Below are 18212 nucleotides of genomic sequence, written 5' to 3'. Positions count from 1 at the left end.
TGGGTAAATTTGGCGAAATGCTTCTTAGCGAGATAGCGCCAACAGAAAAACTCAGGGAGAAACCTTATGCGTACCCTTATTTCCATACTCGTTGCTAATGCCTTGTTTATGTCGGGCCAATCCCTTGCTGCACCGAACGATGTGCAAAATGAAACGCAAAAAATTACCGAACTTAAACAACAGCTTGCCGATATTACCGAGCAATTGGATGACCTTAATAATCGCGTAGATAAAACCGAGCGGCACACATCATTAGATCGTCTTGAAATTACAGGTGATTTCCGCACTAAAGCCCATTCATTGCATTACCAAGATGTGGTCTGGAGCCCAGCGATGAAGGTTAACTTCAACGACTTTGGCGCCAAAGCTATGTCGGGCGCCTTCGGCATGCCCAACGATCTAAATTCGCCACTTGGCAAAATGATGCAAGCCAATCCAGACCTTGCCGCCGCCTTCCAAAATGGCATGTTGCAGGGCGTGATGCCCTATGTGCTCGCCCCCAAAAGCGTACAAGACATAGATAACGACATCTACTACACCACTCGACTGCGCCTCAACCTTAAGGCAAAAGTATGGGATAACGTCAGCTTTGCTGGCCGTCTCAGTATGTTCAAAAACTGGGGCGACTCCACAGGAGCGCAAGTGTTTGACTCTTGGCGATCTTTCACTATGGATGGCACCAGCAGCGGCAATACCAGTGGCGACTGGTTGCGGGTCGAACGCGCCTATTTTGACTGGAAAAAAATCAACGGCTCCGAGTTTTATCTCTCCATTGGCCGTCGCCCTTCCACCTATGGCCCACCAAGCCACTACCGTGAAAACGAGCTACGTGGCGGCACGCCTTCAGGCCATTTAGTTAACTTCAACTTCGATGGCGCCACCTTAGGTTATAACCTAGGGGAAATCACCGGAGTTGAAGGGCAAGTTGTCCGTTTTTGTTACGGCCAAGGCTTTGAATCACAATGGGGCAATGGCGAAATGTTTGGTGACATAGTCACTAAAGATACCCACCTCGGTGGTTTTAATATCGATGCCATCAACGATGGCACCAACTTCCTCCAGTTCACCCTGTTTGGCGCTAAAGATGTGAATGACGGCTTTAAAGGCACTATGGCCTTCCCGACCCAGCTGGCGGGCATTTTCGCTCCGACCATGTACCAAGATATGCAAAAGTTCGACAATTTTAACTTTGTTACCCGAGTACAACCCAGCGGTGTGATTGGTGACATGTACCTAGGCGGGATTGGCTTTGCGCGTGAAGAAGCAAACGATATTAAATGGTTTGCCTCACTCGGCTGGACTCGCGCCGAGCCCAATGGCAACGCAGGTATGTTTGGTGGCATGTTATCCGATGCTATCTTCGAGGCTGAGTTAAATAGCACTGGTACAGAGATCATCATGGTGCCTAAAACCAGTGACGATAGTGATACCAAAGACGGTTACGGCATTTATGTCGGCGTACAAATTCCTGCACCCTACGGCAAGTTTGGTCTGGAATATAACTATGGTTCTAAATATTGGACACCCTTCACCCAAGCCCAAGACGACCCTATCGGTAGCAAACTTGCCACCCGTGGTCATGTGGCCGAAGCCTATTATATCTTTGATATCAATCCAAAAATGTTTATCAAACTTGCTGGCCTCTATTACGACTACGAGTACACAGGCAGCGGTACACCTGTGGGTGCTCCGCAAAAAATTGATGATGTGTTAGCAGGTTTGACTTACTCCATGTTGCCAGTGGTCGATACCGCCTTCGACATGAACGCCTCACTCACAATTAACTTCTAATCCGTCATAAATAACAGCTATCAGCCCTCGGTCAAGCCGAGGGTGGGAGTAAAAAATGAGAAGACTCTTACTTATTGCCTTGGCGGGTATGACATTAAATACCTATGCCGCTAATCCCCATAAAGAGGTGCTCGAGGGCCCCTTTGCGACGGGTACGCAAGTCACGGCACAATGTTTAGTGTGCCATGAAGACCAAGCCACAGACGTTATGAAAACCTCCCACTGGACTTGGGAGTTAGAACAAAAGCTGCCCGACAGAACCGTACTTAGGGGCAAAAAGAACAGTATCAATAACTTCTGCACCTCAATTTCAGGCAACGAACCTCGCTGTACCAGCTGCCATGCGGGCTACGGCTGGAAAGATAACGACTTTGATTTTAAAGATAAAACTAAAGTCGATTGCCTTGTCTGCCACGATACGACTGGAACTTATGTAAAAGATCCTGCAGGCGCGGGCGAGCCAATGGCAAAACTCGACTTAGCTAAAATCGCCCAAAATGTCGGTAAGCCCGTTCGCGACAACTGCGGCAGTTGCCACTTCTATGGCGGAGGTGGCGATGCGGTGAAACATGGCGATCTTGACTCTTCCATGTCTTACCCAGACAAAGCGACCGATGTACACATGGATAGCGACGGTAATGACTTTCAATGTCAGAACTGCCACACCACTGAAAAACATCAGATATCGGGCAATGCGATGGGCGTATCTCCCGGTGGTATAGACCATATTGGTTGTGAAAACTGCCACGACAGCGCGCCGCACAGCAATAAGAAGCTCAACACTCATACGGCAACGGTTGCCTGTCAAACCTGCCATATCCCTTACTTTGCTAAGAATGAACCCACCAAAATGCGTTGGGATTGGTCAACCGCAGGCGAGGATAAACCAGAAGCCGTTGACCAATACGGCAAACACACCTACCAGAAGAAAAAAGGCAATTTTGTCTGGGAGAAAATGGTTAAACCCCAATACGCTTGGTATAACGGTACAGCCAATGCGTACATGACTGGCGACAAAATGGACCCGAATGCCATCACAAAACTCACCTACCCCATAGGCGATATCAATGATGCAAAAGCGAAAATTTATCCTTTTAAAGTTCACACAGGTAAGCAAATTTACGACAAAAAACTCAATATCTTTGTGACCGCTAAAGTCTATGGCAAAGGCGGTTACTGGAGCGATTTCGATTGGAGCTTAGCTGCCAAGCTCGGAATGGAAGCCAACCCGACTATGGTAGAAAAAGGCCTGAAATACAGTGGCGAATATGGCTTTGCTGAAACAGAAATGTGGTGGCGTATCAACCATATGGTGTCACCTAAAGCACAGGCCTTAAATTGCAACGACTGCCATAACAAAGGCTCAAGACTCGATTGGCAAGCCCTAGGTTATCAAGGTGACCCAATGAAGAATAAACAAGGACCAAAACATAAACAGCCTTAATTAAGCCATTCCCTGCAATACCCATTGAGATCTTAGTGCTTCACTAAGATCTCTTTTTTATGATGTTGCCACTCTGGCACAAACGCAGACATTTAGACTCATCCATTTCTCAGCCTTGCCCCAGTTTGTCTCACTGGGTGACGCTTCACGGTAGTTTGACTCTGTCTATCCGCCAAATCATCTGATTTTTATGGCATTTATTTTGCGTAGTCATAGCGTGTTCAATTACGGCAATCAGTATGACCTCGGGCAAAATATCCCAAACAGTATCCCATCTTTCATTCAACCGTTTACTCGGTGAAACCAGTGGTGCCTTTGCCGACTTAGGCACTTTTTTGCCTTTGGTGTTGGGGCTAATTGCCCTCAATCAATTTTCACCCCAAGGAATTTTCCTAGGCTTTGGGCTATTCGCTATCTTAAGCGCGCTGTTTTACCGTCGCCCTATTCCCGTACAACCGATGAAAGTCATCGCCGCACTGATAATCGCCCAAGGCTTGACGCCAGGTATGTTGCAGGCAAGCGCCATGTTGATGGGCATTATCCTGTTAATTCTGGCCTTTAGCGGCGCCATCACTTGGCTGGCCAAACAGTTATCCCAAGCTGTAAGTGTGGGCATTCAACTCGCTATCGGTCTGCAACTGATGTGGATGGGCACTAAGATGATGAGTGAGTTTTGGTTAATTGGCGTCGGGGCTTTTGTATTGCTTTTTATCAGTAAATTTTTGCCGCTGCGCTACCTTGCCATGCCCTTAGTCATAGCGGCTGGGATGATTTGGCAGGCAAGTACTCAAACGGATTTAGCCACTAATCTTGATATCCAAACCATGACAGCGCCGTTTCAATTGACTTGGCCGACATCTGTTGAGTGGACCTCTGCCGCCCTTTTGTTGGTTTTGCCACAACTGGCATTAACCTTAACCAATGCGGTCATTGCCACTTCTGTAATGGCGCAGGAGAAATTCCCTGAAGATGCCGCCAAACTCACACCCAAAAACTTCGCTATTAGCTCAGGTCTTGCCAACTTACTGCTCGCGCCCTTTGGCGCCTCGGCCATGTGCCACGGTGCGGGTGGGCTTGCGGTGCAATACCATTTTGGCGCCCGCACTTATCTGGCGCCGTTAATTTTTGGTAGTACCTGTTTAGTGATCGCGCTGTGCTGGGGCAGTCATATCGCTTGGCTACTAAGCCTTATTCCTATGGCAATCCTCGGCAGTTTACTGACCACTGCTGGGCTGCAACTGGCGTGGTCGAAACGCTTAATCGATGGCAAGCCCTTCTGTATCTTTGTGATTTTATCCACAGCCGTCACTTGCCTCGCTATCAACGCCGCTGCGGGACTTGCCGTGGGGATCATTCTGGAGCAAGGTCGCCGCACTTGGGCCATGTTCGCCACGCGTTAATCGCTTCCGACCCGCAGTAATAAGGTTCCCAAAATCAAACAGCGCGTTAAACAACGCGCTTTTTGTTAACCATTCAAACCTCTTCCAACTGCCATCAACGAGAGCAAGAGTTATAGCAGGCTAAAAGGTTCTTGCAGGATTGGTCGGTGTGTCCTTTTGCGCCAGCGCCCATTTAGCAATGGCATCTTTACGCATAAAGCCTACGTTAGTGTGACCTTTAGCGTACTGAATAAACTTATCTAAGGCGGAAACGGCCCTTCGGCATTTTTATCTTGGGCACCTGCTTCAAACTGCATTGAGATTGAAATCACTAACTGCTCACCACTTGGCCAAAATATTTTGTTCATACCACTGCCACCTGAACTTTTGGAGTCATTTTCTAAGGTATCGAATGAGGGTAAACCAATAGCAAGCGCCGTTTGGCTTAGGCCGAACCCAGCAGCGATGGCGCCACCTGCCATTAAAAATCGTCGACGTTGATTCATGATTGAGTCCCTGCAGCTAATTGAGAAAATAGCGTTTGATAATCTTCGAGGTGCCAGTTATCTGTGATGAAACCATCCCGTACTCTATACATGTCAACGGCACGAAAATCGATTTTCTGCCCCTGGCCTTGTTGCTCACCAAAGACACCAGTAAAACGGCCATTAAAACGCAGCCGCACCACTGCACGATCGCCAACGACTAGCAAATGCTCAACTGAAACAGAGAGATCGGGGACCGCCGCCCTAAATGCCTTTGAGGCTTCGAGTGGCCCCGTGATTCCCTGTGCGCGGCCAGCGGGCAGAGTACGGTCGATAAACCCAGTCGCCAATGCGCCGTGGGCAAAACTTGCATCGCCCGTGTGCCAAAAACTGGCATATAACAAAGCGGCGCGGGCGATAGCTTGTACCTGCGGTGATTCATCAGAAATTGTTTCCATTGCCGCCACTTTTGGCACTAACGCCGCTCGCACTTTAGCACTATCCTGTGTTGTTGCCCCTTGAGCGGCTAACGCATCCATGCTCAGACTTGCTAAGCTAAAACCCATAATTACGATACCAATAACGCCTGAAAACCATAAGCTTAGACTGAGCCATGCGGGATATCGCTGCACAGATAAACGGTTAACCCTATCCATTATGCCACCTCATCGTCATCCGAACGGATGACGGCTCTCAATGCTTCGTTGTGTGTAGGATAATCGGTATAACCCGCCGCACTGCCGCCAAACAAGGGCCCTTTGTCGAATGCAGATAAAGGCAATTGATGCATTAAACGGTAAGGCAAATCAGGATTCGCAATAAAAGGTCGACCGAAGGCAACTAAGTCCGCATAACCGTTATCAATCACTTCATTGGCACGCGCCACATCATAGCGACCCGCAACAATAATGCTGTCCTTAAAGACTCTGCGCAGCTCGACTCTAAAGGATTCTGGCACCTTGGGCGCATCATCCCAATCCGCCTCTGAAAGATGTAAATATGCCACGCCCAATGCCGATAAATGCTTAGCCGCTAACAGAATAGTGTCTACAATTTCAGGACACGCCATATCTTTAAACGTCACGTAAGGGGCGAGGCGAACCCCGACTTTATTGGCACCAATTTTCGCACTCACGGCTTGGACAATTTCGAGTAAAAAACGAATGCGATTTTCCTGAGAACCGCCGTAGGCATCGGTTCTGTGGTTTGAATTAGTGCGTAAAAACTGGTCAATCAGATAACCATTGCCGCCGTGAATTTCGATGCCATCAAAACCCGCCGCAACCGCATTCACTCCCGCCTGTGCAAAATCGGCCACAACACGGTCGATATCCGCTTGCACCATAGCCCTAGGTTCTGGGCAATCCACCATTTGTCCTTCAGGATGGGCTTCATCCACAATCCATACTTTTGTGCCAACGGGCGCAATGGCCGATGGCGCAATCGGGGCATTACCCTGCTGAAAAATCGGGTGCGATACCCGGCCAACATGCCAGATTTGATTGAAGATTTTACCGCCAGCCTGATGCACTGCCGCAGTGACTTTTTCCCAGCCCTCAATTTGCTCAGCGGTATACACGCCCGGCGTAAATGAATAGCCTTGACTGTCATCGGAGATTTGTGTCGCTTCTGTAATGATTAACCCCGCCGAGGCGCGCTGGGCATAATATTGCGCCATCAAGTCATTAGGAATATTGCCTGGCTGCATGGTACGCGCCCGAGTCATTGGGGCCATCACAATACGATTGTTTAGCGCCAGTGACGCTAATTTGTAAGACATGAATAAACTCATACACACTCCGAACCAGAAATTAAGATGAAACATCAGTGGTGCAATTGTGCATTAGTTAATCTATATTGATAATCAGGCTATTATTAAAATCATTTTCAAAAATAATTTGATATGTATCATTTAAACGATCTGCAATTAGCGCTGCGTATCGCTGCCTTAGAGAGTCTCTCGGCAGCCAGTAAAGAAATCGGCATGACTCCGGCAGCGGCAAGTGCCGCGCTGCAAAGATTAGAGAAAAAACTAGGATGTCAGCTATTTGCTCGCTCAACGCGGCGCTTACAGCTCACAGAAGAAGGGCGGATTTTTCTCGATTCGGCGAAACCTGCACTGGCGATTCTCGAAACCGCCAGCGCCAATTTAGCCGAACACAGGGGTGAACTTAAGGGCGAAGTGCGTCTCGCGTTACCTTCGGATATTGGTCGCAGCCAGATCCGTGCTTGGCTCGATGAATTGATGGACAGCGCCCCAGAACTGACAGTGCAGCTGTATTTTGGCGATCATATGACAGACTTAATCGACCAAAATATCCATTTGGCTTTGCGCTATGGTCAACTTGACGACTCAAACCTTAAAAGGCGTCAGCTCGCCATGACCCCAAGGGTACTGGTCGCCTCACCCGCTTATCTGGCACAACACGGCACACCAAGCACGCTAAATGAACTTAGCCAACACGCAGTACTGATCTTAAATCGCGGCGGTGAACCATGGCAGAAATGGAAGTTAAGTCATAACGGCGCGCCTATTGAAATCGAAGTCAGGGGCCAACGTTTCTGTAACGATGGCGCAGTGATCCGCGATTGGGCAATCGAAGGCCGTGGAATTGCCTATAAGAGTTGGCTCGATGTGGCGCAAGATGTCACCGAAGGCAGACTCCACTTAGTGCTAGCCGATAAAATAGCCCCACCGATCCCACTGCAATTGGTATACCTACAAACCGATTATCCCAGCCATAAGATACGTCGCACCATAGAGTTTTTAGTAGAAAAGCTCAGCCAGTTTTCCCAAAACTATCCACTGCCCTAATGGTAATTTATCCCTTGGGAAGTACGACTGTCACCACACAGCCCTGTTGCCACGGTAGTAAAGCTTGCGTGGATTGCTGGCAGTTTTCGATTTGAATGCTGCCATGGTGGCGACTGACTACATCCTTACAGATGGCTAAGCCAAGCCCTAATCCCGCATCTTTGGTTGAGGCGAATGATGCCATTAACTCACTAGCCTGCCCCTGTAACCCTTCGCCATTATCAATCACTAATACTTTGATTTCATGCGGTTGAAAATAGATATCGATCCATAATTGTCGCGCGCGGTTATCGCCGCAGGTCTCTAACGCATCTAAGCTATTTTTCACGAGATTGACCCACATTTGACTTAAGCCAACGCTATCGCCCACCAGTTCAAAAGGCTCACCCTGCACTCGCACATTCACTTGCACATTAGCCCGATCTAACTCACGCCGCAGTAAAGCTAGCGCCTCCTTCACCACCAGTACGATATCTAACGGCTCTGTCTTGGCCTGACGCCGTTTGAGTAAACCGCGAATACGGTGCACAACCGCACCCGCGCGAATCGACTGCGCATTAATTTTACCCAGTACATCATAGAGTTCGGGATTATCTTGCCCAAGCCTTTCCAGTTGCAGCATGGCGCCTTCGCTGTATTGGGTAATCGCCGCTATGGGTTGATTGAGTTCGTGCGCAAGACCTGCGCCAATTTCCCCCAGAATTGCCGCACTTTGCAGCCGCTCAAGCTGCAATGCCTTGTCCTTTAATTGGCGCTCAGTGCTGACTAAAAACTCACTTTTCTGGCGAAACTTATATTCAAGCCACAGGTGATAAATGGTGGAAATAATGAAAATTAACAACAGTGCGCCGCCCCACTCTTTATTTTTTGCCATCCATTTATATACGGTTTGATAGAGTGGCGGCGATGCACCTTGCAGTTGCAACTCCTTAAATAACTCAATCACTTTCAACTGACTCACGGGTGCAGTCCAGCCCAAGGTATCGGCGGTAATGGCAGCGACATGGTCGGCGGGTAAATCAAATAAGGCGCGGGTGATCGCCATCGTCAGCTTAGGAGCAACCGTATCCGCAGCTGCGAATGACCAATTGGGGTATAACTGAGTGCTCACCTCACAATCATATCCTGCCGGTTTAGTCGGATGGATCACGCGATAATCGGCCTGATTAACTAGGCCAGTTGCGATCATTTCCTCTAAGGTGCAAAAAGGCGCGATGGCAGCATCGGCGCTGCCGTCACGGACTTGATAAACAAGCGGCTCCAATGGAAAACCAAGGAAGCGCACTTGCCCAAAAAACTGTTCGGGTAAAAAGCCCATTTTATGAAGCAACCCCATGGCCGCCTGATACCCGCCTAATGCCTGCGGATCACTGGCGACCACATTGCGCCCGCGCAAATCCTGCAGGGTGCGGATAGGGCTATCGGCGCGGACAATAATAGTCGCGCCTATGGTAAAAGTACTGCCCTGATGCTTGCGGCTTTTCATCGTCGCGAGCCAAGACAGCGGGAAGTTATTGCTTAGATGTAGATATTGCCCGGGGTTGGTGACGATAAACTGCAAATCATGGCCGAGTAACTGGCTACGCATGCCATTAAAGTCGACGGGCACCACTTCAAAATGGCTATTGGGCACTTGTTCAGTCAGATAATCCATCATAGGTTGCCAACGCTGCTTGGCTTGTAACACACCGTGATTTGCCAACACTCCTACTCTAAAGTGGTTCACCTGCGGCACGTCATCGGCATAGGACTGATTGAGCCCAATGACACTTAGGCATAATCCCATCACTACCGCTTTACACCAAGAGCCCGTCGTCATCACAGCTATTACCCTGTCTTGTATGCTATTAAACGACTTTAACTCGCAGATAAAAATCAAGCTGTGAAATGCCGCCAAACTCTGGTTTCTGCCCTAAGATAATCGGCTAATTTAGTGATGAACCTCCCAAGACCTAGGCTTAAAATTGAGCCTGACACAGACGCGGCTTAAGCTGATATAGCGATCCACACATGCCCACAAGGAAATCCATGTCTACAAAATTGCCACTATATTTAGTTGATGACGATGAAGCGATTCTGGATTCGCTGGGTTTTATGCTCGGACAATTTGGCTACCAAGTGCAAACCTTCAACAGCGGCCGCGACTTCCTTACGCACTGTGTATTATCGCAGGCAGGCTGCGTGATTTTAGATAGCCGAATGCCGGAGATCACCGGCCAAGAAGTGCAGCAAAAACTGCTCGAAACCCACAGTCCGCTTGGCGTCATCTTTCTCACTGGCCACGGCGACTTACCTATGGCGCTGAGCGCCTTTCGTAAGGGAGCCTGCGACTTTTTTCAAAAACCTGTGTCCGGCAAGGCATTAGTACAAGCGATTGAAAAGGCACAGCGTGAAAGTCAGGCGACCTTCGAGCAGCAAAGTCTGCAACATAAGTTTGACCAACTGACCGAGCGCGAACAGCAAGTGTTAGCCCATGTGATCCAAGGCATGACCAATAAGCAAATCTCGGAGGCGATGTTTTTATCCCTGCGCACGATTGAAGTACACCGCGCAAAAATCATGAAGAAACTCGAAGTGAATAATATGGCAGAGTTAGTGCAGCACTTAGGGAATCTACATTCAGTCTTATAAGTCAGCGACCCATAGTCGCTAAACAATCGCGACGCCTTCTCGCCACGCATAAGGATTTAACCGTTAAACCCTTTTTACCCAGACCATTCAAGATACCGTAACTACACAGTTTTCATCCTACCTGCGACAAGCTGTCGCAGTTTGTGCATTTGGCTTTGTTAAATATCGTATCAGCCCGCACAATCACGCCATAGGTTCCTTCCTTTGTGCCCCGCAGGCGCTCAAGAAATCCACTGCTTTTTGAACCTCCACCCGAGGGTAACTATGCCCTCGGGGATTTTTTTGCTTCCATCCGCGAATGCCTTACTCCGAGATAACAACCAAAGTGGAAATGGAACGATCCAGTTCTAGCTCCGTCTGCAAAGCAGTTATATACTTTCCAACCGTCTCAAATAATAAGAATCATGGAAGAGCGAATGTTCAAACCTTTAATATTACTCAGCTTTAGCACCTTAGCCTTAAGCTGCATGAGTGGCTGCGTTGGGCCGCTTAATTCAAAATGTGATACAAATTCCCCCTACAGCAAACAAGAATGCAATGCAGCCGACGCCGCTGTTTATGTTGCAGCCGCCATATTAGAAGGCCCAGATAAAGGCCAAACGTGTAACGATATGTCGGACAAAGCAAAACAAGACTGCTTCGCTCAGCAACAGGCACTAAAAGAATCATTAGAAAAACACGCTCGAAAATAGCATTAAGGAAGATGAATGAAAGCCTCCGTTTTTATTGCCGCGACCCTCGACGGCTATATCGCCACTCCCGATGGGGATATCGACTTTTTAAACCAGCATCCTAGTACTAATCCCGATGAAGACTTTGGTTACCATGCTTTTATCGACACTGTCGATGCGATAGTGATGGGACGTAAAAGCTTTGAAAAAGTCCTCTCCTTCGATTGTGATTGGCCTTATGTAAATATCCCAGTGTTTGTATTAAGCCGCAGCGGTGTAACTGTGCCGTCGGCGTTAAGTGAGCACGTACAAGTGCTTAATGGCGATGCAGCAAGCATTAGCGAACAACTCAAAACCCGTGGCTTTAAGCATCTCTATATCGATGGTGGACAAACGATCCAAGGTTTTTTAGCGGCGGGGCTAATTCAGGAGCTCACGCTCACTCGTATCCCCACTTTACTGGGTAAAGGCATTCCCCTCTTTAGTGACGTCCCCCAAGCCATACAATTAATGCCCATCCACACACAGCAATACGACAATGGCTATGTACAAACCCGCTACCGCGTCATAGACGAAACCGCTTTATAAGTCGTTTACATTCGGCAGATGGCATTGAAAGATGAAGTGATGGCTTGCCATTTTTCTGCATAACCATGTAACAGCAATGTTAAACAACTAAATATTATCAATGGCTTACTGATTGCAAATCAAAGTTCCGTTAGAATATTGTCCTCTAACAAATAGGTGAGCAATATGAGTCGTTTGCAGTCATCGAAGGGTTTTACATTAATTGAGCTGGTTGTGGTCATTATCATCCTTGGGATCTTGGCCGTCGTCGCAGCACCACGGTTTTTAAACCTAGGCCAAGATGCTCACGATGCCAGAGCCAAAACCGCATTTGCGGCCTTTGCCTCTGGTGTTAAGCTTTATCACAGTTGCTGGCTTGCGGGCGGTCACTCTGGTTATACCCAAGATCTCGCCTGTTATGGTGACGGAAAACTCGACTCGACCACCACAGGATTTCCACTGGGAATAGAGACTGCAACCGCTGATGCCAGTGCTAAATTGCAGGGCGATTATTGTGGTCAGTTATGGCAAGGTCTTTTGGCTAATAATGAATTTGTCATTGCCGATCAATACTCTTGGCGCACAGTTCCCAATGTCGACATTGTTTACTGGTATGGTGCCGTCGACATTACCGATCCCAATGCTTACTGCATTTTCAATTATGTCTCGGACGATCGCAGCTTCGGCAGTGAAAACTGGGATCTTAAATACTATCCCTTCGATGGCCGCACTATTGTAGGTCGATCCACACTTTCCCAATAAGCGCTTATTTTTATTGCTAAAGGAGCGCGAAAGTTCGCAAACTCCTTTGGCTTTTCTCGCTATAACTTGAATTATTGTCATCTATCCCCATATCTAGTCCATCATCCACCGCATGATTTGTCATTGCGGGCCAGAGAAGAGGATTCATTGTGACCACTATCGTATCAGTACGCCGTAATAATCAAGTTGTCATCGCCGGCGATGGCCAAGTCTCCCTAGGTAATACCGTGATGAAAGGTAACGCCAAAAAAGTGCGTCGCTTATATCACAACAAGGTACTGGCAGGTTTTGCAGGCGGCACCGCCGATGCTTTCACCCTATTCGAGCGTTTTGAGGCCAAACTCGAAATGCACCAAGGCCATTTATTGCGCTCGGCCGTTGAACTCGCCAAAGATTGGCGTACCGACCGTATGCTGCGCAAACTCGAAGCCCTACTCGTCGTGGCCGATGCCGAAACCTCGCTGATCATCACAGGTAACGGTGATGTCGTTCAGCCAGAACACGACTTAGTCGCCATAGGTTCTGGCGGCAACTATGCCCAAGCGGCAGCCCTTGCGCTATTGCAAAATACCGAGCTGTCGGCCCTAGACATCGCTGAAAAATCCCTGACCATTGCCGCAGATATCTGCGTATTCACCAATCAATTCAAGACGATTGAAGAACTCAATTACTAAACAGCCCGTGAGGAATATTATGTCTGAAATGACCCCCCGTGAGATTGTCCACGAGCTGGATGCACACATTATTGGCCAACAAAAGGCCAAACGTTCTGTTGCTGTCGCCCTGCGTAATCGCTGGCGTCGGATGCAACTGGATGTGGATTTCCGTCAAGAAGTCACCCCAAAAAACATCCTGATGATTGGCCCAACCGGCGTAGGTAAAACTGAAATTGCTCGCCGTTTAGCCAAGCTAGCCAACGCGCCTTTTATCAAGGTCGAAGCCACTAAATACACAGAAGTGGGTTATGTCGGTAAAGAAGTCGAGCAAATCATTCGCGATTTGACCGATATCGCCATCAAGCTGACCCGTGAACAGCAAATGGGTAAGTGCCGCCAACGCGCCGAAGAAAATGCCGAAGAGCGCATTCTCGATGCGCTGTTGCCTAAACCGAAAAACGACTGGGAAAGCACAGAAACCGATTCCAGCTCAAACACCCGCCAAGTGTTCCGCAAGAAGCTGCGCGAAGGCCAATTAGACGATAAAGAAATCGATATCGATGTGGCACAACCACAGGTCGGCGTCGAAATTATGTCGCCTCCTGGCATGGAAGAAATGACCAATCAGCTGCAAAGCCTGTTTAAAAACATGGGCCAAGCACCGGCAAAACGTCGCAAGATGAAGATCAAAGAAGCCTTTAAGCTGTTGATCGAAGAAGAAGCCGCCAAACTGGTCAATCAAGAAGATTTAAAAGAGCAAGCCATTGAAATGGTTGAGCAACACGGCATAGTGTTCCTCGACGAAATCGACAAAATCTGTAAGCGTGGCGAAACCTCAGGCCCAGACGTTTCCCGTGAAGGCGTGCAACGTGACTTACTGCCGCTGATCGAAGGCTGCACAGTCACCACAAAACACGGCATGGTTAAAACCGACCACATTCTGTTTATCGCTTCGGGCGCATTCCAGATGTCGAAACCATCGGATTTAATTCCTGAGCTACAGGGTCGTTTGCCGATTCGTGTTGAGTTAGATGCGCTGTCAGCCAATGATTTTAAACGCATTCTGACCGAGCCACACGCCTCGCTTACCGAGCAATATATCGCGCTGATGAACACAGAAGGCGTGAAAGTTGAATTCAGCGAATCGGGTATCGACAGCATTGCAAAAGCCGCATGGCAAGTGAACGAGCGCACCGAAAACATCGGCGCCCGTCGTTTACACACTGTGATGGAAAAGCTGATGGAAGATATCTCCTACGAGGCATCGGAAAAATCGGGCTCCGCCTTTGTTATCGACGCCGACTATGTCAGCGCCCACTTAGATAACTTAGTCCAAGACGAAGATCTCAGCCGCTTTATCCTCTAGTGAAAACCCGTTCACCGCCAAGCCCAAACGACTTGGCGGTGAACGGCGACTCAAATGCAAAAATGTGACTCAACCGAAAAGTCGGCTCCAAACGCTAGGCGACCCTAGCTTACCCTTTGTATCCTTGGCCGCCAGCGGTTACATTAGTCAGGTGTTATTTTAATGAGTCGTTATCCTATCCTTAGCATTTTCTTGGTAGCCAACCTATGACCACAACAACGCCGAATGTCACCGACCTTAAACTGAAACGTAAATCACGCATTCTAGAAGTCAGTTTCGACAATGGTGAGCAATATCAGCTCAGCTGCGAGATGCTCAGAGTCTACTCGCCCTCAGCCGAAGTGCATGGTCACGGTAATCCAAAGCTGGTCACCCACAAGAAAAACGTCAACATCAGCGCCATTGAACCCGTCGGCAACTACGCAGTGAAAATCGTCTTCGATGACGGCCACGACACAGGCCTATTCTCGTGGAAAGTACTCTACGATCTCGCCACCCACCAAGTGGATCTATGGGAAAAATACCTCGCCCGCCTACGCGCCGAAAAAGCCTCCCGCGAACCGCTGATCGCGATGAATATAAAGTACAATTAGTGCCTTAAAACACATAAAAAAATGCCGCAAATAGCACAGCTAAATGCGGCATTTATCTACCTAAGTTAGACCTTACTGTTTAACAAGCAGTCCCATAGGGCCATTAATTTACGGCGTAACAATTTATGGCGTAACAATACCGAAATCCGTTTTGAAGGTATCAAACACACCCATAAACTCAGCAAATTTAGCCTGATCGGAAATTTTCAGCTTACCGGCTTTCACTAAATCGTCGATCGACTTATCTTTGATAACTAAGCTGGTGAACGTGGCTGGATCTAATTCCACTGTAATATCCGCTTTTTCAAAGTTTCTATCTTGATAGCTTTTAAGTACTGAGTTAGACAGCAACATGGCATATTTGCCACTCTTAGTACTCTTATCATTGCTAACTTGAATGTTAACTCTCGTCATCATGCCATTAGCTTTCTCAGGGTTAACATGCACAGCCAATGACTGAAGCGCAGAGTACACTGGCATGTTTTTAGCAATCGCTAAGGTGTCTGGCGCTGGTGACGACTTATAGCCATTACGCAGCTCAGTCGAGCCCACTAAGTAATAGTTGCGCCATGGACCAGATTCCGCTTGATAGCCAAGTTGCTCCATCGCATCGGCTTCTAAATAACGGGCTTTCATGTTTTCAGGATCAGAAAACACTACATTATTCAGTAGAGTCACCGCCCAACGATATTCACCGTTGTTAATCGCTTCTTGGGCAATCGCAATTACTTTATCAGCACCACCAATCGCTTTAACGTAGTTAGCCCCTTCTTCTGAAGGTGGTAATGGGTTCAGGTTAGCAGGATTACCATCCCACCAGGCGCCAAAGTAGAAATCATAAGTGGCACGCGAGTTATGCGATACCGAGCCGTAGTAACCTCGGTTATACCATTCTTTATCCAATGAATCTGGCAGCTTAATGGTCGCAGAGATTTCATTTGGCGTATAACCTTCATTCGCTAAACGCAGAGTTTGATCATGCACGTATTTATACATGTCACGAGTTTTGCTTAGCTGGTCGGTGATTTTATCTGCGCCCCATGTTGGCCAATGGTGCGACGCAACCATTACATCACTCTTAGCAGCAAATAACTCAAGTGATTCATCAACATAAGCAGCCCATTTACTTGCATCACGGGTTTGTGCGCCGCGTAGGGTCGAGATGTTATGTATGGTGTGAGTCATCACTTCTGACGCGAGCAAGGTCTTATATTTCGGAATATAAGCGATAAATTCGGCTGGAGCTTCCGAAGCTTGTGCCATTTGGAAGTCAAACTCGATACCATCTAAATCATGTTTCTCACCAGTTTTAGAGACTATCAATGTTGGTTCAACAATACCTAAAGAACCTGTGGAGGTAGTTTTACCTAAACCGCCATCCACTTTACCAGTTGGCGATGCGGCGGCCATGTTGCCATACATGAAGCCCGCGCGACGAGACATTAAGTTACCCGCGAGCACGTTTTCAGAAATGGAATGCTCAAAGAAGCCTTCTGGAGCGACAACAGCGACTTTACCATTGTCGTAATCAGCTTTACTGGTCACGCCCCAAATGCCGCCAAAATGGTCAACATGTGAGTGGGTAAAAATCACAGCAGTAACAGGCAACTTTTCAACATTATCGTTGACCAATTTTAAGCCTGCAGCAGCGGTTTCTTCAGATACTAAGGGATCGACGACAATCCAACCGCTTTTACCTCGGAAGAATGTCATCACCGACAGGTCGAAACCACGCACTTGGTAAACACCATCCACCACTTTAAAGAGACCGTCTTGGTTATTTAATTTGGCGGTGCGCTGCAACGAAGGGTTAATAGTGTCGATATTTTTGTCGGTATCAACAAAGGCGAATGCCTCAAAGTCCCACACCACATTGCCTTTAGCATCTTTAATGTTTTTATCTGGCCATTTGGCGATAAAGCCCTTAGTTGCGGCGTCAAAGTCTTCTTTGTTTTGGAAGTCTAGATAATTGAGTAAAGCACCATTTTTTTCCTTGGTGAACTTACTGGCGGGTTTTGCGTCTGGAGTAATCTCAGTTGTCGCTATCGCAGAAGCGCAAAATGATGCAACGATGAGACTCAAAGCAGTTTTTCTAAGTAACATATCAAATCCTTAATGATGGTTAAATTACGAACTAAAAAGAACTTTCTAATTCTCCTTTTTATAATTTACAGGCTTGGACGATTTCCTTTTCAGCTATAGCTTAGGCGGATAAATAGTTAACGACATGGCACGCCTTGAGCAAAGCCTAAATCACTGTATTAAAATGACTTAATTAAAGTCACTTGCTTAGATATCCATTGTGCGTTGAGCTGTTATTGGCGTAGAACCATAAATGAATTTAAATTCATTTAAACAGTCTTGTTGAGACAATCAAAATGACGAACGATATGAACACTAGTATCATAAGAGCAATTCCCGACACTTTGATTACAAAGTGTCTATGACGCTATTGCACATCTCGCATTCAGTTTCCAGTGTTCTGTTCCAAGGCGCCCGGCATTCAGGCGAGGACGCTCTGGCGAGTTAGTACGCTGACGACTAGCCCAAAAATCACGCCTCTGCGAGCAACAGAATCCTAGCACTATGATCCTGATTACAACTTACTCCGTAAACCTTACGCACTTGCTCGAGCGCTGGCAGTAATCAGCCGGGTTCATAGGGTGAATACGTGCCGCTTTCGATTAGTACTAGTATGGAATGCGTCATAGTGTCGCCCAGTATCTCTTGCTAATTGAGCGTACATAATTATAGGCAACATTTTTAGCGGTGCGTAATGATGGCTGACAGTGTTTAACTCACCGACAATCCCGTTAAAGGTAGACAGACATTGACAACTACAGGTAACTAACGAGGCAATTCAATGCAATTTAATACCGTGCGGCTTATTCTAGGCGATCAGCTTAACGCCCAACATACTTGGTACTGAAGGATCCCCTCATAAATCAGCCATAGCATAGCCATATTTGAGCAACTGATTGGCGAATAATACCCAGGCCGCCAGCAATTCTTTCTCCGTGATTTGATAATCAGGCCGCCTGAGTACCTCCAA

Annotated in this window: 15 protein-coding genes and 1 pseudogene; 11 read left to right on the top strand and 5 right to left on the bottom strand. The window is 47.7% G+C overall.

Annotated elements, in window-relative coordinates:
* The first annotated feature begins 66 nt into the window (after positions 1–66).
* From K5Q99_RS05740 to K5Q99_RS05730, 3 genes are all read left to right on the top strand, one after another.
* A complete protein-coding gene (locus tag K5Q99_RS05740) occupies positions 67–1791 on the top strand; it encodes a DUF3373 domain-containing protein (RefSeq protein WP_220776304.1) in 1725 nt (574 codons plus the stop codon).
* Positions 1792–1846: 55 nt separating this feature from the next.
* On the top strand, positions 1847–3235 hold the full coding sequence (locus tag K5Q99_RS05735; RefSeq protein WP_220776303.1) for a tetrathionate reductase family octaheme c-type cytochrome: 1389 nt from the start codon (positions 1847–1849) through the stop codon (positions 3233–3235).
* Between the two features lie 239 nt (positions 3236–3474).
* Positions 3475–4635, top strand: coding sequence for a putative sulfate/molybdate transporter (locus K5Q99_RS05730; protein WP_107946425.1), 1161 nt, complete (start codon positions 3475–3477; stop codon positions 4633–4635).
* Positions 4636–4877: 242 nt separating this feature from the next.
* Here K5Q99_RS05730 and K5Q99_RS05725 read toward each other — a convergent pair.
* The 3 genes and pseudogenes from K5Q99_RS05725 to K5Q99_RS05715 all read right to left on the bottom strand — a co-directional run.
* Positions 4878–5120, bottom strand: a pseudogene (locus tag K5Q99_RS05725) (polysaccharide deacetylase family protein); the annotation flags it as partial.
* The gene (locus K5Q99_RS05720) at positions 5117–5755 is read right to left on the bottom strand and encodes an ester cyclase (protein WP_220776302.1); all 639 of its coding nucleotides are present in this window, start codon (positions 5753–5755) and stop codon (positions 5117–5119) included. The pseudogene K5Q99_RS05725 and the gene K5Q99_RS05720, both read right to left, overlap by 4 nt.
* Positions 5755–6891: an alkene reductase gene (locus K5Q99_RS05715; RefSeq protein ID WP_220776301.1), complete on the bottom strand. Its 1137-nt coding sequence runs from the start codon at positions 6889–6891 to the stop codon at positions 5755–5757. The genes K5Q99_RS05720 and K5Q99_RS05715 overlap by 1 nt, the downstream gene beginning before the upstream one ends.
* Before the next feature lie 111 nt (positions 6892–7002).
* On the opposite strand from K5Q99_RS05715, the gene K5Q99_RS05710 reads away from it, so the two are divergent.
* Positions 7003–7914 carry a LysR family transcriptional regulator gene (locus tag K5Q99_RS05710; RefSeq protein WP_107946421.1) on the top strand — a complete coding sequence of 304 codons (912 nt, stop codon included), beginning with the start codon at positions 7003–7005 and terminating at the stop codon, positions 7912–7914.
* Between the two features lie 7 nt (positions 7915–7921).
* Here the strand turns inward: K5Q99_RS05710 and K5Q99_RS05705 are convergent, their stop codons facing one another.
* Positions 7922–9733: a sensor histidine kinase gene (locus tag K5Q99_RS05705; protein WP_220776334.1), complete on the bottom strand. Its 1812-nt coding sequence runs from the start codon at positions 9731–9733 to the stop codon at positions 7922–7924.
* A 209-nt stretch (positions 9734–9942) separates the two neighbouring features.
* Between K5Q99_RS05705 and K5Q99_RS05700 the strand changes: the two genes are divergently transcribed.
* The 7 genes from K5Q99_RS05700 to K5Q99_RS05670 all read left to right on the top strand — a co-directional run bounded on the left by K5Q99_RS05700 (position 9943) and on the right by K5Q99_RS05670 (position 15160).
* Complete coding sequence (locus K5Q99_RS05700; RefSeq protein WP_220776300.1) at positions 9943–10545, top strand: response regulator transcription factor; 603 nt, start codon at positions 9943–9945, stop codon at positions 10543–10545.
* A gap of 416 nt (positions 10546–10961) precedes the next feature.
* Positions 10962–11237 (top strand): hypothetical protein, encoded by a 276-nt coding sequence (locus K5Q99_RS05695; protein WP_071938735.1) that lies wholly within the window; start codon positions 10962–10964, stop codon positions 11235–11237.
* A gap of 15 nt (positions 11238–11252) precedes the next feature.
* On the top strand, positions 11253–11804 hold the full coding sequence (locus K5Q99_RS05690) for a dihydrofolate reductase family protein (RefSeq protein WP_107946418.1): 552 nt from the start codon (positions 11253–11255) through the stop codon (positions 11802–11804).
* A gap of 165 nt (positions 11805–11969) precedes the next feature.
* Positions 11970–12545: a type II secretion system protein gene (locus tag K5Q99_RS05685; RefSeq protein ID WP_107946417.1), complete on the top strand. Its 576-nt coding sequence runs from the start codon at positions 11970–11972 to the stop codon at positions 12543–12545.
* 149 nt (positions 12546–12694) lie between these two features.
* Entirely contained in the window at positions 12695–13219 is a 525-nt protein-coding gene (hslV, locus tag K5Q99_RS05680; protein WP_107946416.1) for an ATP-dependent protease subunit HslV, read from the top strand.
* A gap of 19 nt (positions 13220–13238) precedes the next feature.
* A complete protein-coding gene (gene hslU, locus K5Q99_RS05675) occupies positions 13239–14567 on the top strand; it encodes an ATP-dependent protease ATPase subunit HslU (RefSeq protein WP_006083301.1) in 1329 nt (442 codons plus the stop codon).
* A gap of 206 nt (positions 14568–14773) precedes the next feature.
* Entirely contained in the window at positions 14774–15160 is a 387-nt protein-coding gene (locus K5Q99_RS05670; protein ID WP_006087085.1) for a gamma-butyrobetaine hydroxylase family protein, read from the top strand.
* Between the two features lie 123 nt (positions 15161–15283).
* Here the strand turns inward: K5Q99_RS05670 and K5Q99_RS05665 are convergent, their stop codons facing one another.
* Entirely contained in the window at positions 15284–17263 is a 1980-nt protein-coding gene (locus K5Q99_RS05665) for an alkyl/aryl-sulfatase (RefSeq protein WP_220776299.1), read from the bottom strand.
* Positions 17264–18212: the final 949 nt, after the last annotated feature.

Source organism: Shewanella hafniensis (assembly GCF_019655335.1).
In the GTDB taxonomy this organism is placed as follows: domain Bacteria; phylum Pseudomonadota; class Gammaproteobacteria; order Enterobacterales; family Shewanellaceae; genus Shewanella; species Shewanella hafniensis.
Note: the sequence above shows the minus strand (reverse complement) of the source record. Positions and strands in the feature narration are given on the sequence as shown.